Annotated in this window: 21 protein-coding genes; 8 read left to right on the top strand and 13 right to left on the bottom strand. The window is 64.7% G+C overall.

Annotated elements, in window-relative coordinates:
- Nucleotides 1-90: 90 nt before the first annotated feature.
- Nucleotides 91-1,233 (bottom strand): ABC transporter substrate-binding protein, encoded by a 1,143-nt coding sequence (locus QQL24_RS15415; protein ID WP_284313145.1) that lies wholly within the window; start codon nucleotides 1,231-1,233, stop codon nucleotides 91-93.
- 284 nt (nucleotides 1,234-1,517) lie between these two features.
- Nucleotides 1,518-2,417, bottom strand: coding sequence for a LysR family transcriptional regulator (locus QQL24_RS15410; protein WP_284313197.1), 900 nt, complete (start codon nucleotides 2,415-2,417; stop codon nucleotides 1,518-1,520).
- A gap of 42 nt (nucleotides 2,418-2,459) precedes the next feature.
- Here QQL24_RS15410 and QQL24_RS15405 point away from each other — a divergent pair, with 42 nt between their 5' ends.
- Complete coding sequence (locus tag QQL24_RS15405; RefSeq protein WP_284313143.1) at nucleotides 2,460-3,698, top strand: BaiN/RdsA family NAD(P)/FAD-dependent oxidoreductase; 1,239 nt, start codon at nucleotides 2,460-2,462, stop codon at nucleotides 3,696-3,698.
- Between the two features lie 116 nt (nucleotides 3,699-3,814).
- On the top strand, nucleotides 3,815-4,447 hold the full coding sequence (locus QQL24_RS15400) for a LysE family translocator (protein WP_284313141.1): 633 nt from the start codon (nucleotides 3,815-3,817) through the stop codon (nucleotides 4,445-4,447).
- A 21-nt stretch (nucleotides 4,448-4,468) separates the two neighbouring features.
- Here the strand turns inward: QQL24_RS15400 and QQL24_RS15395 are convergent, their stop codons facing one another.
- Entirely contained in the window at nucleotides 4,469-5,434 is a 966-nt protein-coding gene (locus tag QQL24_RS15395) for a nucleoside hydrolase (RefSeq protein ID WP_284313139.1), read from the bottom strand.
- 276 nt (nucleotides 5,435-5,710) lie between these two features.
- Between QQL24_RS15395 and QQL24_RS15390 the strand changes: the two genes are divergently transcribed.
- The 3 genes from QQL24_RS15390 to QQL24_RS15380 all read left to right on the top strand — a co-directional run bounded on the left by QQL24_RS15390 (nucleotide 5,711) and on the right by QQL24_RS15380 (nucleotide 9,548).
- Nucleotides 5,711-6,220 (top strand): hypothetical protein, encoded by a 510-nt coding sequence (locus QQL24_RS15390; RefSeq protein WP_284313138.1) that lies wholly within the window; start codon nucleotides 5,711-5,713, stop codon nucleotides 6,218-6,220.
- A gap of 205 nt (nucleotides 6,221-6,425) precedes the next feature.
- Nucleotides 6,426-7,463 carry an FUSC family protein gene (locus tag QQL24_RS15385; protein WP_284313137.1) on the top strand — a complete coding sequence of 346 codons (1,038 nt, stop codon included), beginning with the start codon at nucleotides 6,426-6,428 and terminating at the stop codon, nucleotides 7,461-7,463.
- Nucleotides 7,464-7,553: 90 nt separating this feature from the next.
- On the top strand, nucleotides 7,554-9,548 hold the full coding sequence (locus QQL24_RS15380) for a CocE/NonD family hydrolase (protein ID WP_284313135.1): 1,995 nt from the start codon (nucleotides 7,554-7,556) through the stop codon (nucleotides 9,546-9,548).
- Between the two features lie 103 nt (nucleotides 9,549-9,651).
- Here the strand turns inward: QQL24_RS15380 and QQL24_RS15375 are convergent, their stop codons facing one another.
- Together QQL24_RS15375 and QQL24_RS15370 are read right to left on the bottom strand one after the other, a co-directional pair.
- Nucleotides 9,652-9,981 (bottom strand): DMT family transporter, encoded by a 330-nt coding sequence (locus tag QQL24_RS15375; protein ID WP_284313134.1) that lies wholly within the window; start codon nucleotides 9,979-9,981, stop codon nucleotides 9,652-9,654.
- A 10-nt stretch (nucleotides 9,982-9,991) separates the two neighbouring features.
- Entirely contained in the window at nucleotides 9,992-10,669 is a 678-nt protein-coding gene (locus tag QQL24_RS15370) for a glutathione S-transferase family protein (protein WP_284313132.1), read from the bottom strand.
- Nucleotides 10,670-10,805: 136 nt separating this feature from the next.
- Here QQL24_RS15370 and QQL24_RS15365 point away from each other — a divergent pair, with 136 nt between their 5' ends.
- Nucleotides 10,806-11,768, top strand: a complete 963-nt coding sequence (locus QQL24_RS15365; RefSeq protein WP_284313131.1) for a LysR family transcriptional regulator — start codon at nucleotides 10,806-10,808, stop codon at nucleotides 11,766-11,768.
- 292 nt (nucleotides 11,769-12,060) lie between these two features.
- Here the strand turns inward: QQL24_RS15365 and QQL24_RS15360 are convergent, their stop codons facing one another.
- From QQL24_RS15360 to trxA, 6 genes are all read right to left on the bottom strand, one after another.
- Nucleotides 12,061-13,692, bottom strand: coding sequence for a sensor histidine kinase (locus QQL24_RS15360; protein ID WP_284313130.1), 1,632 nt, complete (start codon nucleotides 13,690-13,692; stop codon nucleotides 12,061-12,063).
- Nucleotides 13,689-14,396: a response regulator transcription factor gene (locus tag QQL24_RS15355; RefSeq protein ID WP_348536458.1), complete on the bottom strand. Its 708-nt coding sequence runs from the start codon at nucleotides 14,394-14,396 to the stop codon at nucleotides 13,689-13,691. The genes QQL24_RS15360 and QQL24_RS15355 overlap by 4 nt, the downstream gene beginning before the upstream one ends.
- A 50-nt stretch (nucleotides 14,397-14,446) precedes the next feature.
- Nucleotides 14,447-16,015 (bottom strand): DUF4153 domain-containing protein, encoded by a 1,569-nt coding sequence (locus QQL24_RS15350; protein ID WP_284313128.1) that lies wholly within the window; start codon nucleotides 16,013-16,015, stop codon nucleotides 14,447-14,449.
- Between the two features lie 111 nt (nucleotides 16,016-16,126).
- Complete coding sequence (locus tag QQL24_RS15345; protein WP_284313127.1) at nucleotides 16,127-16,336, bottom strand: Trm112 family protein; 210 nt, start codon at nucleotides 16,334-16,336, stop codon at nucleotides 16,127-16,129.
- Between the two features lie 12 nt (nucleotides 16,337-16,348).
- Nucleotides 16,349-17,008, bottom strand: a complete 660-nt coding sequence (locus QQL24_RS15340; RefSeq protein ID WP_284313126.1) for an LON peptidase substrate-binding domain-containing protein — start codon at nucleotides 17,006-17,008, stop codon at nucleotides 16,349-16,351.
- 32 nt (nucleotides 17,009-17,040) lie between these two features.
- The gene (trxA, locus tag QQL24_RS15335; protein ID WP_284313124.1) at nucleotides 17,041-17,934 is read right to left on the bottom strand and encodes a thioredoxin; all 894 of its coding nucleotides are present in this window, start codon (nucleotides 17,932-17,934) and stop codon (nucleotides 17,041-17,043) included.
- Nucleotides 17,935-18,462: 528 nt separating this feature from the next.
- On the opposite strand from trxA, the gene QQL24_RS15330 reads away from it, so the two are divergent.
- Entirely contained in the window at nucleotides 18,463-19,491 is a 1,029-nt protein-coding gene (locus tag QQL24_RS15330) for a response regulator transcription factor (protein WP_284313122.1), read from the top strand.
- A 90-nt stretch (nucleotides 19,492-19,581) separates the two neighbouring features.
- Here the strand turns inward: QQL24_RS15330 and QQL24_RS15325 are convergent, their stop codons facing one another.
- Both QQL24_RS15325 and QQL24_RS15320 read right to left on the bottom strand, forming a co-directional pair.
- A complete protein-coding gene (locus QQL24_RS15325; RefSeq protein WP_284313121.1) occupies nucleotides 19,582-20,085 on the bottom strand; it encodes a prolyl-tRNA synthetase associated domain-containing protein in 504 nt (167 codons plus the stop codon).
- 127 nt (nucleotides 20,086-20,212) lie between these two features.
- On the bottom strand, nucleotides 20,213-20,989 hold the full coding sequence (locus QQL24_RS15320) for an outer membrane protein (RefSeq protein WP_284313120.1): 777 nt from the start codon (nucleotides 20,987-20,989) through the stop codon (nucleotides 20,213-20,215).
- 305 nt (nucleotides 20,990-21,294) lie between these two features.
- On the opposite strand from QQL24_RS15320, the gene mnmA reads away from it, so the two are divergent.
- The gene (mnmA, locus tag QQL24_RS15315; protein ID WP_284313118.1) at nucleotides 21,295-22,458 is read left to right on the top strand and encodes a tRNA 2-thiouridine(34) synthase MnmA; all 1,164 of its coding nucleotides are present in this window, start codon (nucleotides 21,295-21,297) and stop codon (nucleotides 22,456-22,458) included.
- Nucleotides 22,459-22,787 lie beyond the last annotated feature (329 nt).

Genomic DNA, 22,787 nt, shown 5'->3' with positions numbered 1-22,787 from the left:
TTTCTTCTTGTAGATCGCGTCGCTTCCAAGATGCGGACGAGACGTCCGCGCACCCGGGAAGAGGCGGACAAGATGTCCGCGCTCCCAGTGTTACCGCCCGCCAATCACGGCGATGTAGTCGGTGACCCAGCGGTAGTAAGGCACGCAGGTGCTCTGCGTCGTGCATTTGGAAATGGGCGTCTTCCAGAACTTGATCTTGGAGAAGTTGTCATAACCATTGGTCTGGCAGCCGGTATCCGTCAGCAGAGTCGAGGCCTTGCAGGCCGCGGGGACGGCGGGGAGCGAGCCGAACCAGGCGGCGACATCGCCCTGCAGCTTGGGCTCCAGCGAGTGCTCCAGCCACATATAGGCGCAGTTAGGGTGGGCTGCTTCCGCCGCCATCATGGTGGTGTCGGCCCAGCCCGTGGCGCCTTCGGCGGGGATGGTGGAGGCGATCGGCTTCTTGTCGGCCTGCATCAGGTTGACCTGGAAGGGCCAGGAACCGGAAGCGACGACACCCTCGTTCTTGAAGTCGTCAACCTGCACATTGGCGTCATGCCAGTAGCGCTGGATCAGGGTGTGTTGCTGGCGCAGGAGGTCGAGCGCTGCCTTGTACTGGTCCTCGTTCAGCTCATAGGGATCCTTGATGCCGAGCTCGGGCTTCTTGGACATCAGGTAGAGCGCGGCATCGGCGATGTAGATGGCGCCGTCATAGGCCTGGATGCGGCCCTTGTTGGACTTGCCATCCGGCAGCTTCTGCTCCTCGAAGACGACGCCCCAGCTCTTGGGCGCGTCCTTGAAGACATCCGAATTGTACATCAGGACGTTCGGGCCCCACTGATAGGGCACGCCGTAATGCTTGCCGTCGACGGTGTGCCAGGGGGCGTTCTGCAGACGCTCGTCCACCGTCTTCCAGCTCGGGATCAAGGAGGTGTCGACCTCCTGCACGCGCTTGCCGGCGACGAGGCGCAGCGAGGCATCGCCCGAGGCGGTGACGAGGTCATAGCCGCCCTCGTTCATCAGGGCGACCATCTCGTCCGAGGTCGAGGCGGTCTTCACATTGACCTTGCAGCTCGTCTTCTTCTCGAATTCGGTGACCCAATCGTAATTCTTGTCGGTCTCGCCGCGCTCGATGTAGCCCGGCCAGGCGATGATATCGACTTCGCCCTCCCCCTTGCCGAGTTCCGCCGCAAGCGCCGGTACGGCCAAAGCCGCGACGCCGGCGAGCGCCAAGATCCATTTAACCCTGGACATGATGTCTTCCCTCTGGTTGCCGTCAGGTAGAACGCCGAATGGTGCTTGATGTTTTTTGGTCGTTTTTCGGATTGTGAGCAGAATGACTCGGCTTGGCGAGGGGCGCCACACCATTCGGGAGATTGGTGTTATCGGAAAAACCGATAGGAAGGGGAAGGGATCGCCAGGAGCACGGAGGCCCTTCCCGGGTGCGCGGACGTCCCGTCCGCATCTTCCTATCCTTCAACGCAATCGTTTCCAAGATGCGGACGAGACGTCCGCGCACCCGGGAAGAGCTCCCAGCGTCACCGCCGCCGATAGGTCCGTGCCACCGCCACGAACTGTTCCACGTTCGGATCGAGCGGCGAGCCGCGGCGCCAGCCAATCACCACCTCCACCGGCGCCAGCGTCTCGACGAGGTCGCGGGCTTCGATCTTGTCGCCCTCCAGCGACCAGGGGCGATAGGTGAGCTCGGGCAGGATGGCGACACCCGCGCCCGTCGCCACCAGGCTGCGCGCCGCCTCCACCGAGCGCGTGCGGATCGCCACCGGCGGGCGCACGCCGGCGCGGCGCCAGGCATATTCGGCCGCCTCGGCGATCTCGTCGAGCATCAGCAGCACGAAGGGCTCCTCGGCAAGATCTCCGATGCCGATGCTTTCGGCCTCCGCGAGGCGATGGCCGATCGGCAGCCAGAGCCGGTAGGGCGAGGCCTCCATGGTCTCGACATGCAAGGCCGGCGCGCTCTTCTCGGTGCCCGCCACCATCACGGCGACGTCGAGCTCGCCGCCCACCAGGAGATGGTCGAGATAGTCGCGCCCGTCCTCGACGATCTCCACCACCACATTGGGGAAGGCGCGGCGGAAACGGGCGAGGAGATCGGGCAGCACATAGGCGGCCACCAGAGGCGTGACGCCGAGCGCGAGCCGCCCCTCCACCGGCGCCGTCTCGCTGCGCAGAGCCCGGCGTGCATCGGCGATCTCGGAGAGAATCTTGCGTGCATGGCGCAGGAACTGGTGGCCCTTGAGCGTGAGTTCCACGCCATGGGCCCGGCGCTCGAACAGGGAAAAGCCGAGATCGCCCTCCAGCTCGCGGATCGCTTCCGTCACCGTCGACTGCGAGATCGACAATTCATGCGAGGCGCGCGACACCGCGCCGTTCTCGGCAACGGCGACGAAATACTGGATTTGGCGGAACGAAAAGGCCATGAGGGCAGTGAGCATAGACAGATGCGGAAATAAAGAGACGCCGTGGCCGTCCCCAGCGACATCATCATCATCGGCGCCGGCCCGACCGGGCTGATCGCCGCGGAGTGGCTGGCGCGCAGTGGGCGCAGGGTGGCGATCCATGAGCGCATGCCCTCCCCGGCTCGCAAATTCCTGATGGCGGGGCGCGGTGGGCTGAACCTTACCCATAGCGAGGATCTCCTTGCCTTTCTCGGCCGCTACGGTCCGGCGCGCGCCTTCCTCGAACCGGCGCTGCGGGCCTTCACGCCGCAGGACCTGCGCGACTGGGCCGAGGGACTGGGCCAGAAGACCTTCGTGGGATCGAGCGGCCGCATCTTCCCTGAAAGCTTCAAGGCCTCGCCCTTGCTGCGCGCCTGGCTGGCGCGACTGGGCGAGCTCGGCGTGACGCTCCATGCGCGGTCGCAGTGGACCGGCTGGGAAAGCGAGGGTGTCCTCGCCTTCAAGGAGGCGGACGGCTCGACGACCCGGCTGAGGCCACGAGCCACCCTCCTGGCCCTCGGCGGTGCGTCCTGGCCGCGGCTCGGTTCGGACGGGGGCTGGGCGCCGCTGCTGCGCGCAAAGGGGATCGGCATCAGCGAACTCGCGCCCTCCAACAGCGGCGTCGAGATCCGCTGGAGCGCGGTCTTCCGCGAGAAATTCGCCGGCGAGCCGCTGAAGCGCATCGCCGTCGGCCTCGGCGAAGAAAGCCGCCGCGGCGAAGCCGTGATCACCGAACAGGGCCTCGAAGGCGGCGTCATCTACGCTTTGTCGCGGCCCATCCGCGAGGCGATCGCGTTCCACGGGCAGGCGCGGCTGTGGATCGACCTCAGGCCCGACACAGACGAGGGTGCCCTGGTGAAACTTCTGGCCCGCCCGCGCGGCGGCCAGTCCTTCTCGACCTTCCTGCGCAAGGCTCTCAAGCTCTCGCCCGCCACCGTCAGCCTGCTCAGGGAGGCGGCGGGCAACCAGTTGCCGGACGACGCCGCATCGCTCGCCCGGCTGATCAAGCAGGTGCCCTTGACGGCCGTCTCGCAGCGCGGACTCGAACGCGCGATTTCCACGGCTGGCGGCGTCGCGCTCGCGGAGATCGACCGGCATTACATGCTGCACAAGCTGCCGGGCGTGTTCGTCGCCGGCGAGATGCTGGACTGGGAGGCTCCGACCGGCGGCTATCTCCTGCAAGCCTGCTTTGCCAGCGGCATCGCGGCAGCAAAGGGAATCGAGGCTTGGTTGGCGCGATCACCTGGCAACGTCGCGCCCTGACACGCGAGAAAGCCGGCAAGGAGCTGCGAGGAGCACCCCCGCACAAACCTTCAAGACGCCTCCGACACCGGTGATGTAAATCTCCCGCATCGCAACGACATTACGGGTTTCAAGCCATGGGGCAGTTCTTCCTCCCGGCCGGAATGGGGCCGGCTCTGCTTTCGCTTGTGCTTGCCTCCCTCGTGGTGATGGGCAGTCCCGGTCCATCGACGATCAGCGTCACCGCCATTGCCAGCGCCTTCGGATTGCGGCGTTCGCTGCCTTATCTTATGGGAATCATCCTCGGGACTTGCCTGGTGCTGCTGTGCGTCGCTGCGGGCCTTGCTTCCATCCTGCTGTCGCAGCCGCGCCTGTCGCCCTGGCTGATCGGCCTGTCGTCGATCTATATTCTCTATCTCGCCTACAAGATCGCAACGGCTCCGCCTCTCGCCAAGGCCGATAGTGGGGCTGTCGCACCGGCCTTCACGGGCGGGCTGTTGCTGGCGCTCGCCAATCCCAAGGCCTATGTGGCGATAGCCGCCGTATTTGCAGGCGCCCGGCTGGGCCTGGCATCCGAGGGCGCGGAATCATTGATCAAGACCGCCGTGCTGACGATCATGATCGTGCTCATTCACGCAGGCTGGTCGGTCGCCGGGGCCTCCTTCGCCCGATTGCTTCAGCAGCCAGCCACCTCGCGGCTCGTCAATCTGTCGTTCGCAGCAATTCTCGCCGCATCGACGGCTGCGACCCTCGTCACCGTCGCTCGCTGAAACGCTCGACAACCGATTCTATCAGCCCGCCGCCTTCAGCAGCGTCTCGCGATAAAGCTCCAGCAGTTCCGGCCCCTTCACCGCGGTGCAGATCGCATGCGAGGGACGGCCGTCCCAGTCGTTCGGTGGGAAGCCGACATTGGCGGGGCGCTGGATGGTCTGGCCGAAGGCGATCCCCTCGCACACCACCCGGATCGGGCCCTGGCGGGTCTCGAACAGGTCGGGCGCCACCAGATAGATCGCCGCCGAGGCGTCATGCACGGAGATGCCGGCAAGCCCCTTCTTGAGGTAGAAATTCTCGTAGAAGCGCGAGATCTCCCAGATGAATTGGCCGACCTCGCCCGCCTCAGTGGCGAGCGTGCGCAGGTAATGCTGCGTCATCAGCACTTCATGGGTGACATCGAGGCCGATGACGGCGATCGGCCAGGGCGCGGCGAACATCTCCTCGGCCGCCTGCGGGTCGCCGTAAATATTGGCCTCCGCACAGGGTGTGACATTGCCCAGATGGCCGTTGAAGCCGAAGGCGCCGCCCATGATCACCACATCCTTGACGAGGCCCGCGATCTCCGGATCCTCGCGCAACGCCAGTGCCAGGTTGGTCATGCGGCCGACCGCCAGCAGACGCACCTCGCCGGGATGTTTGCGCACCGTCTCGACGATGAAGCGATGTGCCGGCATGTCGATCGCCTGCGCCTTGATGTCCTCGGGCACCACGACCTCGCCGAGGCCGTTCTCGCCATGCACGCCGCTGGCATGATGAGCGTCCTGTCCGGTCACCGGCCCCGCCGCCCCGCGCGCCACCGGCGCCTCGATGCCGAAACGCTCCTTGAGGTAGAGGGCGTTGCGGGTGGTGATCTCCACCGAGGCGTTGCCATGGCCGGTGGTGATGCCGATCAGGTCGATCTCGGGATGGTAATGCAGGAAGAACAGCGCCATGGCGTCGTCGACGCCGGGATCGGTGTCATAGATGACTTTCTGGACAGGCATGTCGGCAACCGGAAAAGGAAAGGGGAGCTGTCGTCTGCGCCCGTGGAGGAGGGAAGTCAATGGCTGGGACCGCCGGCTTTCCAGCCGGCATCTTCCTTCACTCCCTGCGTATCGTTTCCAAGAGCCGGCTGGAAAGCCGGCGGTCCCAGCCCACTCTGGAATCCTTATAAACTATTGAAAATAAATGATTTTTTCTTGAATCAACCACACCATCATGCTCCAATACCTCCACACCAATGCCAGGGCCTTGAACCCTGCGGATTGAAGGATCGGACCATGCCCCTGCCCAGCCCCGCCGTTGCGCGGCCCGTCGGCTACCATGTCGATGCGCCGGCCGAGAACCTCCTGTTTTCCGTCTATCGCTGCTGGATGGCCGGTTTTGCCACCGGCGACTCCGCCTGCTGGGACATCGCCTGGGAGGCCCTGGCCAGGGAAATGCCGGAGGAGAATGCCAAGCCGCTCTTCGGCGAGTTCCACCATTTCACCCGCACCTTGCGAGCCCATGCGGCCAATGAGATCGGCTGGCGCCCCGCCGCCTGCCGGGCGCTCTGCCGCGACGAATGCCTGATCCTCGCCATGGTCGACGCCGCCCAGCGCGAGGACCGCGTGCAGTTCCTCTCCGCCGCCTCGCATCTCCTGAAGAGCGAGGGCCTCAGCAAGGCGCTCGATGCCACCGTGGCGCTCGCCAAGGCGATGGCGCGGGTGGGCCTGTTCATCGCTCCGGTGAGCGCCGGCGCGCTCGATGTCATGACGCGGATGAAGCCACCCTCCGCCACCGCGCATTGACGAGGCACCCTGACGGCGCCCAATGGTCGGATTCGGGCCGCAGGCACGATTAACGATTGCCCTCATACGGGTTTATAGTACCGTCATGCCTGTCGGCGACCATGGGGAATGGAACGGTGCGGACGAACGGGGCCCGGATGACAACGGCGTTCCTCACCATGCCGGGCAAGACGCGCTTCGTCTGCACCTGCAACGGTGAATTCCCGTGAACACGGCAAAGGCCCCGTTTGTCACCAAACTGTACGATGTCTTCGCCCGGGAAGTGAAGGTCGGCGACCTCCTGAGGGCGCTGGCCGTCATCGGTCCCCTCGCGGCAGCCTATTTCCTCTCGGGTGACCCGGCTGTGCTCAGTCTGGGCCTTATCGCCATCTCGCTTCTCATTCCCGCGCTGAAGCTCCAGCTCACCGCGAAGATGGTGGTCTTCCAGTTCCTCGCCATTCTTGTCACCTTTGTCGCCCTCTTTCTGGCAGCTCCGGTGAAACCGCTCTTCGTGTTGCTCACAGCGCTCACGGCCTTCCTCGCCGTGGGGGTGACGCGTTATGGCGAAGCCCTGCGCACCTTGGGAAACTGGGTCTTCATTCCGGGGGTCTATCTCGCCTGCGAGGTGCGCGAGCAGGTAAGCATAGCGGAGGCCGTGCGGCATGCGAGCGTCATCGTGGCGTTCTCGCCAATAGCGCTGGCCCTGATCTGTGCCGTGCAGATCCATGACCGCTGGAGCAAGCCCGCCGCGCTTCCTCCCAATTATGGACCAGCTTCGAGCGACTGGCCGCTCCCCGCTTCAGCGACGGCCATTGCAGTGCTTGCCGCGGCAGCGCTGGTGGAAATCCTCAACCTCGCCCAGGGTCAATGGGTGATCTGGTCGGCGGCGAGCGTGGTGGTGGGGGATATTACAGCATCCACGGGCAAGCTGAAGCTCAGAGCCATCGGGGCGATCGTCGGCGTGCCGCTCGGCCTTCTGGTCGGACTTGCGCTGCCGGCAAGCCGGGTCGGTTATTCCTTTGCCGTGCTTGCGACAACTCTCACGCTCATTGCCTTCTCCCGTTATGTCGTGGGATTCGGTTCGCGCTGCTTCTTCATCGCCCTCGCAGCGGCATTCGCCGGCGGCGCAAGCGGGATTGCCGAGGAGCGAGTGGCCAACGTGCTCATAGGCGGCGTCTTCGGCCTCATCGCCGTGGTCCTGACCGAGATCGTCTGGCGGCGCTTTGCGCGGAAAGCCGGCGGGCAATCGGGGCTTCCTTCCTGAACGGCGAGGCAACGCCCCCTTCGACCACCGCCAATCGCCCACGAGACGCCTCCATGCTATGAGGCCTCATCGACAAGGGTTGAGTCTCGCATGCAGCATCCGGTCCGCACCATCGAACATCTGACCATCCCCATGGCCGACGGCGTCAAGCTCGCCGCCCGGCTCTGGCTGCCTGAGAGCGCGGAGCGGCATCCGGTGCCCGCCCTCCTCGAATATATCCCCTACCGCAAGCGTGACGGCACGCGTTCGCGCGACGAGGCCATGCATGGCTGGTTCGCGGCACGCGGCTATGCCGCCATCCGCGTCGACATGCGAGGCTCCGGCGACAGCGAGGGCCTGCTGGACGATGAATATCTGCCGATCGAGCAGGAGGATGCCTGCGCGGTGATCGCCTGGCTCGCCGCCCAGTCCTGGTGCGATGGCAAGGTCGGCATGATCGGCAAGAGCTGGGGAGGCTTCAACGCCCTGCAGGTCGCCGCCCATCGCCCACCCGCGCTGAAGGCCGTGATATCCGTGTGCTCCACCGACGACCGCTATGCCGACGATGTGCATTTCATGGGCGGCGCCCTGCTCTCCGACAATCTTTGGTGGGGTTCGGCCATGATGGCCTGGCAGGCCCTGCCGCCGACGCCCTCGCTCTATGGCGGGAGCTGGAAGCAGGCCTGGGAGCAGCGTCTCGACCACCTGCCCTTCTTTCCCGCCATCTGGGCCGCGCAGCAGCACCGCAACGCCTATTGGGAGCAGGGCTCGGTCTGCGAGGACTGGTCGCGCATCGAGGTGCCGGTGTTCGCCGTGGGCGGCTGGGCGGACGCCTATTCCAACGCCATTCCGCGCCTGCTGGAAAACCTGTCCGGGCCTCGGCTCGGCGTGATCGGCCCCTGGGCCCATCATTATCCGCACCAGGGCACGCCGGGACCGGCCATCGGCTTCCTGGAGGAGGCGCTGCGCTGGTGGGACCACTGGCTCAAGGGCCGCGACAACGGCATCATGGCCGAGCCAATGCTGCGCGCCTTCATGCAGGAGCGCGGCTCGTCGCAAGAAGGGCGCGAGGGGCGCTGGATCGGCGAGGCGTCCTGGCCCTCGCGCCTGATCACCAGGCGGCCGATGTTCCTCTCGCCCGGCCAGCTCTGGTGGCGGCCCGCGCCCTCGGCCGAGCTTGCCATCCGTTCGCCGCTGTGGTGCGGCGCGGGCGCCGGCGAATGGATGAGCTCCGGCCTGCCCGGCGAATCGCCGGCCGACCAGCGCCTCGACGACGGCCTCTCGCTCGTGTTCGATTCCAAGGAGCTTGCCGACAGGACGGAAATCCTCGGTGCGCCCGAACTGGTGCTTGAACTCGCCTCCGACGCCCCCACGGCGCAGATCTGCGTGCGCCTCACCGATGTCGCGCCGGATGGTTCCTCCCAACGCGTCTCCTACGCCATCCTCAACCTGACGCATCGCAGCGGCCATGCGAAGCCGGCGCCCCTGGTGCCGGGAGCGTTCGAGACGGTGCGCATCAGGCTCAACGACTGCGCTCACGCCTTCATCGCCGGCCATCGCATCCGCCTGGCGATCTCGACCTCGGCCTGGCCGACCGTCTGGCCGGCGCAGGACCAGGCGACACTGACCATCCGCACCGGCGAAGCCGCCCTGATCCTGCCCGTGCGCCGCCCGCGCCGCGAGGATGCCGCCCTGGACTTCGAGCCCGTCAGCATGGCCGAGACAGGCCCGGCCGAGCGCCCGCACGCGCCCAAGGCCGAACGCAGCTTCAGCCTCGACCTCATCGGCGGCACCGCCCATCTCGTCGTCGATGGCGACGCCTTCGGCAGTGCGCCGGTGCGCTTCGAGGAGATCGCCACCGATTTCGCCCACAAGCTCAGGCGCGAATTCTCGATCCGCGACGGCGAGCCCCACAGCGCCAGCCAGACGGTGAGCCACACCTGCACCCTCACCTGCGACGACATGGAATTTCGCATCGAGACCGAGGCCCGCATGATCGGCACCCATGACACCTTCGAGATCACGGCGCGGGTGCGGGCTTTCCAGGGCTGGGTGGAGATCGCCGAGCGGAATTTCGCCGAAACGATCCCGCGCAGGCTGGTGTAAGTAACCTTCGGAGAATAAGTGAACCGCTGTCATCCCCGGCGAGGCCGAGGGAAGGGGATGACAGCAGCACTTATTTGCCGACGGTTCCCAACACCCGCAAGCCTCAGCCGGGTGCGAACTTCAGCGCGGCGATGCCGACCAGTACCAGACCGATACCGGCAAGTTTCAAAGGATTGAGCGCCTCGCCGAACAGCCACACGCCCATCAGCAGGGTGCCGACCGCGCCGATACCGGTCCATACCGCATAGGCGGTCCCCACCGGCAGCGCCTCCAGCGAGCGGCCGAGCAGATAGACGAAGGCGGCGAGCAGAAGCAGCGACAAAACGCTCCAGCCCGGCCGGGTGTACCCCTGGGCAAATTTCAGCGAGACGGCCCAGGCCACGTCGAGAGCACCGGCAATCGCCAGGAGAAGCCAGGCAAGAGACTGCGGCATGCGCCGGCCCTCACGCCATCTGCTTCAGGAGAAAAGCTTCGTGCCGGACGAGGAAGTCCCGCAGTCGTTGCGGATAGTCCGCATCGACGGCTGCCTTCACGCTCGGCCGCCCGGCAAGCACGCGGCGCCAGGCCGTGACGCGAGGCAGATCGGCGAAAGGCGCGGCGCCCGCCAGGCTGTCGAACAGGTCAAAATAGCGAAAGATCGGCGCGAAGACGGCATCGACCAGGCTGAAGCCGCTGCCGGCGAAGAAGGGCCCTTCGCCGAGAACCTCTTCGATGCGGCCGAATTTGGCGGCGATCTTGCGCCGCGCCTCCTCATAGCCATCCTGGTCGCGCGCTGTCTCCAGCAGCCAGACATCGCCGAGGATGGCGGAGCCGAACTCCATCCAGGCCCGGTGCCGCGCCCGTTCGAGCGCGTCGGTCAGGTGCAATTTCGGTCCCGCTGCGGTCTCCTCGATATATTCACAGATCACGCTGCTCTCGAACAGCACCGCCTGGTTCAGTCCGGGCGCTTCGACCAGCAGCAGCGGCACCTTACCGAGAGGCGAGAGGGCCTGGAACCATTCGGGCTTGTGGGCAAGGTCCACCATGCGCCGCCGGAACGGCACGCCCTTTTCCAGCAGGGCGATGGCGGCGCGCTGCACATAGGGGCAGAGATGATGGCTGACGAGCGTGAGTTCGGTCATGGCATATCCTCGATTGTCGCGCAGGGCGGGTTGTTTCGTCGGAGCCATTCTAGGCTTGGCGCCACTGCAAACGAACTTGGCAGTGCACCAGCGGCACTTGCGTGACCGCAAGCGCTGAGACTGCTATGATCGCGTCATGCAAGACTGGAACGAACTGCGCCTGATCCTCGCCATCCAGCGCAGCGGCAGCCTGACCGCTGCGGCCAGGGCGCTGCTGATCGATCATTCCACCGCCTTTCGCCGCCTCAACACGCTGGAGGCGCGGCTCGGCGTGCGCGCCTTCGAGCGCCTGCCGGGCGGCGTCTACCGGGCAACGACGGCGGGCGAGCGCATGGCGGCCGCCGCCGAGCGGATGGAAGACGAGGCTCTCGCGCTCGACCGCGACATTGCCGGCCGCGACCACCGCCTCTCGGGCAGGCTGCGGGTCACCTCCTCCGAGACGCTCGCCTATAGTCGGCTGACACGCCACCTCGCGGCTTTCCGGCAAGCCCATCCCGGCATCCTGGTCGAACTTGCCATCGACAACCGCGTGCTCAGCCTGTCGCGGCGCGAGGCCGATATCGCTTTGCGCCCGATCCGGCCGACAGAGGGCGATCTGTGGGGCCGCAAGCTCGCCGGCGTCGCCTGGTGCTTCTACGCTTCGCCCGACCGCGTGCAGGCGATGGGCGGGGCGGCGCGAACGCCTGACGCGCTGGCGAAGGAGGCCTTGATCGGCTGGGAGGAGACGACCAGCGGTATCCAGGCGGCGGACTGGCTTGCCCGCACCATGCCGGCTGAGCCCATCGTCTATCGCACCAGCAGCCTGGTCAACCAGCTCACGGCGGCAAAGGCAGGTATCGGCATGGCGCTCCTGCCCTGTTATCTCGGCGATGGCGATCCAGGCGTCGCACGTGCCCTCGCCCAGCCCATTGCTGACCTGGCGGGCGAACTGTGGATCGTCACCCATGCCGATCTCAAGGGCACCGGTCGCGTGCGGGCCTTTTTCGATCTCGTCGGAAACGGACTCGCGGGCGAGCGTGACCTGTTCGAAGGCCGCGCCCGCCCGCAGGACCGAATGCCGGACGCTACTGCATCACAGCCGCAAACTTCATCCATTTGACGATGGTATCGATGGTGCTGTTGTCGGGCATGCGCAGCGGGCTCTGCTGCGGCGTGAAGCCGCGCGAGAGCGCCGAGTCGGGGTCGGCGAGCAGGACGCCGACGAAGGTCGAGGCCGCCAGCCAGCTGCCGAGTTCACCGAGGCGGTTGCACGCGTGACTGTTCCGTTATTCACGGGAAGTCATCCACTATCAGTACCGTGGACATTGCCGCCCGCCTTTATGGCGCAGACCGCCAAGCGGATGGCGATAAACGAACAACCATCGGCCTGCGCGAGGGAGCGCAGCTCAGGCCTACTCGCGCTTTCTGAGGCTGAGCCGGAAGCAGGCTCCCTCCGCGCTGTCCACGAAATCGATGCTGGAGCCGCTATTGGCGAGCAGCGAGCGGGCGATCGGCAGGCCGAGGCCGGTGCCGCCCTGGCCGCGCCTGGTGGTGAAGAAGGGCTCGAACAGGCGCTCGCGGTCGCCTGGCGGCACGCCGGGACCGTCATCGGAAACTGTGAGGTCGAGATGGCCATCGACGCCGGCGGCCGCGATGGTCACCTTGCGGGCGCCGACCTGGCGGCTGTTCTCGATCAGTGTGGTGAGCACCGCCTCCAGCACTTCCAGGGGCACGCTAACCTCGGGCAGGTCCGGCCCGATGCTGGTCTCAATCGCGAAATCGGGCGTGCGCTGGGCGTCGGCGATGTGGTGCACGGCCTCGCCCGCCGGGGTCGAAGCGGCCTCGTCGGCCTCGCCCATGTCGGCGCGGGCGAGTTCGAGCAGGCGCACCACAAGGCGCGACAGGCGCTCGGCATCCCCTTCGGCATTGGCGATGAAACGGCGGCGCTCGGCCGCGCTCATGGTATCGCCATGCTCGTCCAGCAATTCCAGCACGCCGCGTATGCCAGTCAGCGGTGTCTTGAACTCATGGCTCATGGCGGCGGCGAAGTCGCGCAGATAGCGCGAGCGCTGGTCGATTTGCTGGGCCATGCGGCGGAAATTGTCGAACAGGGCCCGGATCTCGATGGTGGCGGTGGCCGGGGTCGGCGGCACCTCGCTGCCGCCGCGGCCGACATGGGCGCTCGCCTGCGTCAACTGCTCGATCGGCTTGGCGATGGCGCGAGAGAGCAGGCCGGCGAGGCCGATGATCACGAAGACAATGATGAAGAAACCGAACGCGATCTTGCCGAGATCGTCATAGATGCCGCGGAACAGCGCGCGGGGCGAACGCGAGAGCAGCAGCACGCCCACCGTACGGTCGCCGATCTTGATGGGCCGGGCATAGTGCACGCGGATGGCGGAGGCCCGGCTTAGCACCTCGAAGGCATAGCGCGGCGTGTAGTCGCCGCGCCGGCGCAGCACCGATTGCGACCGCCCCGCCATGGCCGACTGCACCTCGGGCAGATAGGCGTAGCTCTTGCCGGACAGGGATGACGGCGAGAGCACGACGCCCTGTGCGTCCAGGATCACAGCACCCACCAGCGTGGTGCGCCGGGTCTCGGCGATCAGCGGCTCGATCTGCCTGGCCGACGCCAGCGCCTCCGGGTCGGGCTGGAGCGGCGTATCGATTGGCTGCGGGCGCTGCACCAGGATCGGCATGGTGTTGAGATCGATGGTGAGCGGTTCCGGCGTGTAGTAGTTGTCCGCCGGCGACGCCTCGCGGCGGACCATGGAGTAGCTATCGTCCACGGTCGGCGGCTGCGGCTGCGCCTGCTTCGGGCCGGGCCAGGCGAGATCGAAGGCGGCGTCATAGGCCGCCCCCTGCGCGATCAGCTCAGCCTCGGTCTGGCGCACCAGCACATTCTCGTAGACGCGCAGGAAGATGGCGCCGAGGCCCGGCATCAGCGCGGTGAAGAGCAGCACGCCGAGGAGGATGGAGCGCAGGCGCAGCGCCGGCCAGCGCGCCTTGACGGCGTCCTTCAGCGCAAGGATCGGCGCCTTCACGCCGCCTTGCCTGTGCAGGCACCGATGCGGTAGCCGATGCCGGCCCGGGTCTCGATCACGTCCTCCGCCCCCACGCCCGAGAATTTCTGGCGGATATGACGAATATGACTGTCGATGGTGCGGTCGGTGATGGCGAAGCCCGGCCCGTGCAGGCGGTCGATGATCTCGTCGCGCGAGAAGACTTTCGAGGGCGTGGCGGCGAGGATCTGCAGGAGCTGGAATTCCTTGGCGGTCAGGCCGATCGCCTGGCCGTCCCATTGGGTATGCCAGCCTTCGGGATCCAGATGCAGCAGGCCCCGCGCCAGGGTCGCCGCGGCGGCCGCCGCCAGGGGCCTTGCACCGGCGCGCTTGAGGATGACGCCGACACGCGCCACCACCTCGCGGGGCGAGAACGGCTTCACGACATAGTCGTCGGCGCCCATCTCCAGGCCGAGCACGCGGTCGATCTCGTCATCGCGCGAGGAGAGGAAGAGCACCGGCACATCGCCATGCACCTTCAGGCGGCGGCAGACCTCAAGCCCGTCCATGCGCGGCATGTTGATGTCGAGGATGACGAGGTCGGGCTTGTGGTTGAGGGCTTTCGCCAGCCCCTCCTCCCCGTCACCGGCCTCATGGGTGATCATGCCAGCCTTGGCAAGGGAGAAGGCCAGCAATTCGCGGATATGCGGGTCGTCGTCGACGATGAGGATGGTGCGCGGCATCATGGATGAATGTCATTTCGGATTGGAGGTGTCAAAGCGCGAGCGGGTGATGTTCACGGGATTGGCGCGCTGCGTATCTGCGGCCGGGCAGAATCCTGCGGCGGGTCCACGATGACCGCGATACCAGTCGGCAGCGGGCCGGCGGCCCGGAGGCGCCAGGCGCCGGCAAGCGTCCACAGGCGCCAATCGGCTTGCTGGCTTTCCAGCCTCTTCTGGGTGGAATAGCGCAGGCTCATGAGAGCATCCGACGCGTGGGCCGGTTCCTGCGTCGCCTCCACGAGTGGGAGCAGGGCTCCCGAGCCCTGAAGCGTACGGAGATAGTCGATATCGAGCCTCACGACGCGCTGGGGGGCACCGGCGCTCTGGACGAGGTTCCAGCGTGCGATCACCGCGTCGTAATTGGTGAAGCTGACCAGGCCGAGCACCACGGAAAAGCACAGGGCATTGGCATTGATCAGCCAGGCGCCATTGCGGCTCGTGGCGATACGCCAGCAGATCAGAACGAGGCCGGCGGCAACAAGGGCCATGAAGATTAGGGCATTGAGGCGGATATAGGTGAGAGAATAGGCCTCAATATAGTTGAGCGTGCGCTCCATGCAGGAGAAGACCAGCAGCACGGTCTGGCCGATCCAGGCATAAACCAGCCCCCGCACGAGGCGGTTGGCCGAGACCGGTGAGCCGGTCCGCAGGAAGGCCAGCACGAAGAGCGCGGCCAGCAGGGCGGCGACGATCAGGGCGTTCGTGCCCTTATGGGCATAGTCCGAGAAGGTCATGCCCTCCGGCAGCTTGGCGCCGCCCCACAGGAAGGCGAGGTCGGAAAGATTCTGAAGGGCGAAGATCAGGTTGAAACTGGCAAGCGCTGGGATGATCGCGCCGGCGCCGAACCAGCCCTTGCGAGCGGGCGTTGGACCAATGAAGGCGCTGCGCGAGGTCAGGATGCGCAGGCGCAGCGGCCGGATGCTCGCCCAGAACGTCGTCAGGGCGACCACCAGGAACAGGACGTGGTTGACGGCAAGATCGGCGAGATGGGGCGAGTCGAGGGCGACCACCGCCTGGGAGAGCAGGCGACCGATCAGCGGATTGGCATCGGAGAACAGCGCCAGGAAGACCAGCGATCCCACGATGGTCAACGGCAGGGCGCCGAGCAGGGAAACCAGTCCGAAGGATCGGGCGCCCCGCCCTGCCTTGCCGAGTCGAAAGAGGTCGAACAGGATCGAAAGCGGAGCAATGACGCCATAGAGTGCTAGGCGCAGCAGCCAGCGCAGCGCATTGTCGAAGCTGCCATGGCGCGGCAGGAATATGGCGAGGCCGAGATAGAAGCAGAAGAGCAGCGTCGCGACAGCACCCGGCTCGTAGGCGAGCGCCAATCCTGCCAGGCCCGCGCCGGCCAGCGCATAGTGACTGGCCGGGTGGCTCCGCAGCTGGGGATTGCAGATCAGCAGCGCCGCCAGCCAAAGCAGGGCCACAAGGCCCGCAACACTCCCCGCCTCCAGCAGCGTAGCGCCGCTTGCAAAGACGATATCAGCGAGAAGGGCCAGCCCGGCGGCGAGCGCGACTTTCAGGATGAAGCTCAGCCGGTTGGCCAAGGGACTGGGGACCGGCAGGATCTGCGCGAGCGTCATGGTTTCCTCCATGACGCCGATCTTGCCCGTCTCTCATCCAGCCACGATCCAGGCGCTATGACGGAGCGATGAGGGCTCCGTGCAAAAAGCGTGCAAGGAGTGAGCGGCCCCTCACTCGCCGGGCTCGATCACCCGCGCCTCCTCGGGCAGCATGATCGGAAAGCCTTCGCGGATCGGATAGGCCAGCCTGGCGGCGCGTGAGATCAGCTCCTGCCTCTCGGCATCATATTCCAGCGTCGTCTTGGTCAGCGGGCAGACCAGCAGTTCCAGGAGCTTGGGGTCGGTCAAAGGCGGCGGACGATGAGGCGGATGATTGGCCATGACCGGTTCCGCCTATTGCAGCGGCGTGTCCGAGCCATCGCCGCTCTTGGCGAGCTCGATCTGGGTGATGGCGACCAGGATCTCGGCCCGTTCGCGCAGGCTCGCGGCCTCGAGCAGCGCCTGCTTCTCGCGCCGGCCGAAGGGACTCATCATCGACAGGGCGTTGACGAGCGCTTCGTTCGGCGCCTCGTGGATCTCCTTCCAGTCGACCTGGAAGTGATTGACGGCAAGATAGGCCTTGAGCGTCTCGATCAAGGCCTTGCGATCCACGTCTTCCTCGCCGGCACGCGGCGTGAAGTCGATGGCGAAGGGCGCTGCCGTGATCTGGCACTGGCGGTAGGGCGTGTCGACGTTGGCCTCCTCCTGTACCCTGAAGCGCGAAATGCCGGTGAGCTGGATGAGATAGCGCCCGTCCCCCGTTTCGGCGAACTGGGTGATGCGGCCCACGCATCCCACCTGGAACAGGCGTGGCTTGTCCTCGGCGTCCTCATCCTCCGGCTGGATCATGCCGATGAGGCGGGGCCCGCGCAGGGCGTCGTCGATCATCGCAAGATAGCGCGGCTCGAAGATGTTCAACGGCAACTGCCCACGCGGCAGCAGCAAGGCTCCCGACAACGGAAAGACCGGGATGACGGACGGCAGGTCCGCCTCCGTCTGAAACAGCGGGTGCATGGAGCAGCGTTCCCCGAGCTTGCAGGCGACCGTCAGGAAAACAGGATCGACGACAGGCGGCGCCGGCCGTAGATCGTGGTCTCGTCCATCGGACCCCAGGCTTCGAAGAATTGCACAAGTTGCTTGCGCGCGCCATCGTCGTTCCACTTGCGGTCGCGGCGGGCGATGTCGAGCAGTTGGTCGACCGCTTCCTCGCGCTTGTTGGCGGCGGCCAGGGCGAGCGCATAGTCGAACTTGGCCTGGAAATTCTTCGGGTCGGCCTCGACCTGTCGGGCAAGCCCCGCGAGGTCACCGAGCTCGCTTGCCTGCTCGGCCACTTCGAGAGCGGCACGGGCGCTGGCAATGGCGGGATCGTTCTCCTTGCCCTTGGGGGTCAGCGAGAGGGTGGTCTTGGCCTGCTCCAGCTCGCCCGCGGCGATGGCAACCCGAGCGAGACCGGCAATCGCCTTGAGGTTCTCGGGATCCTGCTCATAGATCTGCGCGAAGATCTGCGCGGCGGCCTCCCCTTCGCCCTCCGTGAGCAGCGCCTCAGCCTCGGCCAGCATCGCCTCGGTGTCGGGATCCCCGCCGGGGCCGGCGATGCGGGTGATGAATTCCTTGATCTGGCTCTCGGGAACGGCGCCCATGAAACCGTCGACGGGCTGGCCCTTCGAGAAGGCGAACACGGCGGGAATCGACTGCACGCCAAGCTGGCCGGCGATCTGCGGATATTTGTCGATATCCATCTTCACCAGCTTCACCTTGCCCTTGGCGGCCACGACAGCCTTTTCGAGCATGGGACCCAGTTGCTTGCAGGGGCCGCACCACTCGGCCCAGAAATCCACCAGGACCGGCTGCTTCATCGATTCCTGGATGACGTCAGTCATGAAGGTTTGCGTCGTGGTGTCCTTGATCAAGCCGTTCGTTCCAGCCGTGTCGTTGCTCATCGCCAATACCCTAGAAATCGTTGTCTCCGGTTAGATGGGGGTAAATCACCGCGATGGCAACCATCCGCTGACGCCACTCCGTACGAAACAATAGAAAATTCGACCCGCTTCCTCGTATTGGAACAAATGGTACTTCGGTGATGGCCATTCACTAAAACCGTGTGCGTGTTGAACATTCATTTGCCAACGCTGTTTTGTCCAAGCTGTACCGCAGTTAAGCGGCCTCGCATTGCCATTCCATTACCTGAAGATACAAAAAGTACATCGGTTATTTTTAGCATACAATTTTCACAACAGATCGTATTTCTCCAATTATCTTAAATCACGATGATTTCACATCTATCAATTTATAGCACTTGCGCATCAAGCTCACTGAAGATAAATCGATTTTATCTGCATTCTGATACCACTTCTGGTGACGACACGTAATCGTCCTTTTTGATTAAGCAACAGGTACTTTATCTTCGATGGCATTCTGTGAGATAAAAGGCAGATATCGTCGATTAATATTTCTCGGTTTCGATTTCAATGAATCGTTTTACCTTTAATGGTATGCGATACGGTGTTGCGTGGCGACGATTACATGGCCAAGAAACAACGTCGCGTCGAATTTTCAAAAACAAAAACCTGTCAATGACTGCAACAACTACGACAGACCACCTGAAATCGCCTCGGAAGAAACTTAGAGACCACGCAATCGAGAATTCGTTTGGAGCAAGTAGCGTCGCAATTCGAGGGAGGCCTAGCGTGAGTCAGAATGTCGGCTTCAACTACATAGAGGATCAAAACACCTCGAACAACATGGGTACAATGATCGAATCTTCGGCAGCCCGGGAGGTTGTACTTCTGATCGAGAGCCACCCCCTGCTGGCCGAAATTTTCTCCCACGCCCTGAAGGAAGCCGCTCAGGACCTCGAGGTCCGCATCGCGAGCAGTCTTGAAGATGCAGACCTGCACGCCTCCCTCGCCGTGCTGAGCCTCATGCAGCGCAGCTCGGACCCCCTCTTTATAGGCTTCGTCATCCAGCAATTGAAGGCGCGAATCGGTAACCTGCCCCTGCTCGTCATCACCGACGGCGCCGACCCTGCTATCGGCCGCGTGCTGGAAGAGAGCGGCGTCCAGAACTGGGTGGCAGCCTCGATGGGATTCAGCGCGATGATCGCTGCGATCCGGCAATCGCTGGCCCCCTCGCCTCGGCTCGACATTCCGCCGTCCAGCCAGCATGCCCTCCTGGATCGCTCGATGACACGCTCAATGCGGCCGACGCCAGAGCACGATCTACGTTCCGAGATCCATCTCAGCCTGACCGACCGCGAGAGCGATGTCCTGGCGCTCCTGCAGAAGGGCAAGCAGAACAAGGTCATCGCCCATGCCCTGAACATCTCGGAAAGCACCGCCAAGGTCCATATCCGCAACATCATGCGCAAATTCCATCTGCGCAACCGGACCGAAGTCGCCCTTATGTGCGGCGCCCCGAAAAGGCAGCCGATCGATGCGGTCCTGGCCGGGCCCGATTTTGAAGAAAACCGCATCGCTATGCCGGCAATCACCTATTGAGCTTTGCGAACCTTGCACGGATGGAGCCAGGTCGCCTCCGCGATCGGCGCGCAGATGCATGAAATACGACATCCTCCGCGGCTGCCTCGATTAGGCAGGGTTCGAGACCGCGAGAATCTTCGGCTCGTGCCCCGTCGCCTTGAGGAAGGCGACGAGGTCCTCGCGCGCGATCGTGGTGGTCGAGGTGTTGACGAGCGGGTGATGGTTGAGCCTGGCATTCTCCAGGAGCGCTTCGTCGAGCACCACCGTCACGCGGCCATCCCTGTCGTTGATGGCGCCAAAAGGCGTCACGGCGCCTGGCAGCACGCCCCAGACTTCGGTGAGCAGGTCGGCCGACCCGAAGGAGACCTTACCCTGCCCGCCGATGATCTCGTGGATGCGCTTGAGATCGACGGTGGCGTCCTCCTCCAGAACAACCAGGAAAAGGGAGCCCTTGCGATCCTTCAGGAAAAGGTTCTTGGTGTGGCCACCCTCGATCTGGCCGCGCAGGGCCTTGGAATCTTCCACCGTGTAGAGCGGGGCATGCTCGACGGTGGTTACGGCAATACCAAGCTTGTCGAGGAAGGCGAAGAGGTCGTCGGGCGTTGCAGGCATCACAAGTCTCCGGAAGAGGCTCCTGACTAAAGCGACGGCGTTTGAGACGCAAGACGGGTGCCACCATGCAAAAAGGGCCCCGCCATCGCGGAGCCCTCGAGTTGCGGTCCCGATCGAAGAACCGGGCTCAGAATTTGTAGTTTACAGCCGCGCGAACGACGTTCAGCGAAACGTCCGGCTTGTCCGTGATGCGGAATCCACCAACGGTCTTATTGATCGTGGCCTTCTTGCCAAGATCGACATACAGATATTCCGCGCGCAGGATCCAATGCTGCGTCAATGCGTATTCCGCGCCCGCACCCAATGTCCAACCGACCCGAACGTCGGAGTCCGATATCGACTCACCGGGTACGCCCACCTTGGCTTTCACGTTCCCGTAGGCGAGGCCGCCAGTTCCATAGACCAGGAAGCTGTCGAAGGCATAGCCTGCCCGCAAGCGGAGTGTGCCAAACCAGTCGAGTTGCGTTTTCACCGAAATGGGAATGTTGTTTGCACCAATGGCATGCGCCGTCGAATGCATGCCTGTATATTGAAGATCCGCTTCCGCTCCGACGACCCAATGCGGATCGAACTGGTAGTTGTAGCCGATCTGGCCGCCGAGAACGACGCTATTGGCTGTGTCCTTCAAATGCCCATGGCCAGCGACAAGAGTGGTGGTGGCGCCCAGAGCTGCCGCAAGCGGTGGAGGGGCAGGCGGGGCTGGTGGAATGGCCGTCAGATCCGTATCGAGACTACCGCGCGCCCAGCCGGCATTGGCGCCGGCAAAGAACCCGGTCCAGGTAAAGGTTGGCTCCACGACGGGCGGCACCGGCTCCACTGGCGTGGGCGCCAGATCTGAGGCGAATGCCGCTGCCGGCATGAAGACAACTGCGCCGACAAGCAGAACATTCTTTAACGCTTGCATTTTAACTTCCTCAGCACTCGGTACTTATTGCTGCTTGGCCCTGGGATACGCCCGATCCAACGAAATTCCTATGATATAAATGCAACAGTGGGCGTTTATTTAATTGAAACACAAGGCCTATACTTAACGAACATAGTTAATGAGTTAATTGAACACCGATTTGTCTCTTTATTGTGCCGATACCGGGCCATTTACTGCTCCGGCGCGCATTCCAGCGGGCCAAGAACGCCGTTCCCTTATCGGTTAAAATCGCGTAAAGGAGCGCCGTTGCAGAGACCTTGACCCTCTGTTGCACCGAGGTTGCCATGTTGAATTCGCTCGACCTGCCGCGCCGGCCGCAGGACACCCGCGTCGTCGTCGCCATGTCCGGCGGCGTCGACTCCTCCGTTTGCGCCGCCCTTCTCAAGGAGCAGGGCTATGACGTGATCGGAGTGACGCTCCAGCTTTACGATCACGGCGCCGCCGTCCATCGCAAGGGCGCCTGCTGCGCCGGCCAGGACATCCATGACGCCCGCGAGGTCGCCGATCGCATCGGCATTCCCCATTACGTGCTCGACTATGAGAGCCGCTTCAAGGAGGCGGTGATCGACCGCTTCGCCGATTCCTACGTAGCCGGCGAGACGCCGATCCCCTGCGTCGAGTGCAACCAGCGTGTCAAGTTCCGCGATCTCCTCGGCACTGCCCGCGATCTCGGCGCCGATGTGCTCGCCACCGGCCATTATGTCGCCAGCCGGGCCGTGCCCGACGGCCGGGCGCTCTATCGCCCGCGCGATGCCGAACGCGACCAGAGCTATTTCATGTTCGCCACCACCAGGGAGCAGCTCGACATCCTGCGCTTCCCGCTCGGCGACATGACCAAGCCGCAGACGCGCCAAGCGGCCGAGCGCTTTGGCCTGTCGGTGGCGGCCAAGCCCGACAGCCAGGACATCTGCTTCGTACCGTCAGGCCGCTACGCACAGGTGATCGAGAAGCTCAAGCCCGGCGCCGCGCGCCCCGGCGAGATCGTGCATCTCGACGGCCGCGTGCTCGGCCAGCATGCGGGCGTGATCCATTTCACCATCGGCCAGCGCAAGGGCCTGGGTGTCGCCACCGGCGAGCCGCTGCATGTGATCAGGCTCGAAGCCGACGCCGCACGGGTGATCGTCGGCCCGCGCGAGGCGTTGGCGACCCGCAATGTCGCCCTGCGCGACGTCAACTGGATCGGTGACGGAGCGCTCGAGGCGTTGCCGGCCGAGGGGCTGGAGATCGCAGTGCGCGTGCGCTCGACCCGGGCGCCCAAGCCGGCCTTGCTGCATTTCGGCGCGGACGGTCCGTCGATCGAGCTCGCCGAGGCCGAGGATGGCGTCTCGCCCGGCCAGGCCGCGGTCTTCTACGACCATGCGGATGGCCAGGCCCGCGTGCTCGGCGGCGGCTTCATCAGGGGCGCCCGGCCGCAGACGGTCTTCGCCTATGGCGGCCAGGCGGCGTGATCGGAGCGAACATGGTCCTCTGAGCAGTATACCGGCTCGGTGAGAAATCGCGGGAGGCGGGACCTGAATTCGTCATTGCGAGCACGGCGAAGCAATCCAGGGGCCAAAGGGGCGGTGTCTACAGCCCCCGGAGTGCTTCGCTGCCCGACCAAACCAAAGGGTTGGTCGGGGCAATGACGGTGTTTCGATCGCCTCTCTCGGCTTCATTGCCCTTTTTTGTTCAGGCTCCGGAGACTTGCAGGTTCCACAGCCCCCTACCGCGCCAGCGCGCCGCTCCCCACATTGATGGCGTGTGCGAAACCCTGCATTAGGGTATTGTCTGGCAAGAC

Source organism: Labrys miyagiensis (assembly GCF_030160835.1).
Taxonomy (GTDB): Bacteria; Pseudomonadota; Alphaproteobacteria; order Rhizobiales; family Labraceae; genus Labrys; species Labrys miyagiensis.
The sequence above is the reverse complement of the archived record's forward strand: the minus strand, read 5'-3'. Positions and strand labels throughout refer to the sequence as shown.

Bases quoted from the DNA above. Each gene is read 5' to 3' on its own strand.
- QQL24_RS15390 (WP_284313138.1), top strand. From the start codon at position 5,711: ATGCCCCTGCCCAGCCCCGCCGTTGCGCGGCCCGTCGGCTACCATGTC.
- QQL24_RS15345 (WP_284313127.1), bottom strand. From the start codon at position 16,336: ATGGCCAATCATCCGCCTCATCGTCCGCCGCCTTTGACCGACCCCAAG.
- QQL24_RS15365 (WP_284313131.1), top strand. From the start codon at position 10,806: ATGCAAGACTGGAACGAACTGCGCCTGATCCTCGCCATCCAGCGCAGC.
- QQL24_RS15355 (WP_348536458.1), bottom strand. From the start codon at position 14,396: ATGATGCCGCGCACCATCCTCATCGTCGACGACGACCCGCATATCCGC.
- QQL24_RS15325 (WP_284313121.1), bottom strand. From the start codon at position 20,085: ATGCCTGCAACGCCCGACGACCTCTTCGCCTTCCTCGACAAGCTTGGT.
- mnmA (WP_284313118.1), top strand. From the start codon at position 21,295: ATGTTGAATTCGCTCGACCTGCCGCGCCGGCCGCAGGACACCCGCGTC.
- QQL24_RS15350 (WP_284313128.1), bottom strand. From the start codon at position 16,015: ATGACGCTCGCGCAGATCCTGCCGGTCCCCAGTCCCTTGGCCAACCGG.
- QQL24_RS15415 (WP_284313145.1), bottom strand. From the start codon at position 1,233: ATGTCCAGGGTTAAATGGATCTTGGCGCTCGCCGGCGTCGCGGCTTTG.
- QQL24_RS15330 (WP_284313122.1), top strand. From the start codon at position 18,463: ATGAATCGTTTTACCTTTAATGGTATGCGATACGGTGTTGCGTGGCGA.
- QQL24_RS15400 (WP_284313141.1), top strand. From the start codon at position 3,815: ATGGGGCAGTTCTTCCTCCCGGCCGGAATGGGGCCGGCTCTGCTTTCG.
- trxA (WP_284313124.1), bottom strand. From the start codon at position 17,934: ATGAGCAACGACACGGCTGGAACGAACGGCTTGATCAAGGACACCACG.
- QQL24_RS15370 (WP_284313132.1), bottom strand. From the start codon at position 10,669: ATGACCGAACTCACGCTCGTCAGCCATCATCTCTGCCCCTATGTGCAG.
- QQL24_RS15380 (WP_284313135.1), top strand. From the start codon at position 7,554: ATGCAGCATCCGGTCCGCACCATCGAACATCTGACCATCCCCATGGCC.
- QQL24_RS15320 (WP_284313120.1), bottom strand. From the start codon at position 20,989: ATGCAAGCGTTAAAGAATGTTCTGCTTGTCGGCGCAGTTGTCTTCATG.
- QQL24_RS15375 (WP_284313134.1), bottom strand. From the start codon at position 9,981: ATGCCGCAGTCTCTTGCCTGGCTTCTCCTGGCGATTGCCGGTGCTCTC.
- QQL24_RS15340 (WP_284313126.1), bottom strand. From the start codon at position 17,008: ATGCACCCGCTGTTTCAGACGGAGGCGGACCTGCCGTCCGTCATCCCG.
- QQL24_RS15395 (WP_284313139.1), bottom strand. From the start codon at position 5,434: ATGCCTGTCCAGAAAGTCATCTATGACACCGATCCCGGCGTCGACGAC.
- QQL24_RS15410 (WP_284313197.1), bottom strand. From the start codon at position 2,417: ATGGCCTTTTCGTTCCGCCAAATCCAGTATTTCGTCGCCGTTGCCGAG.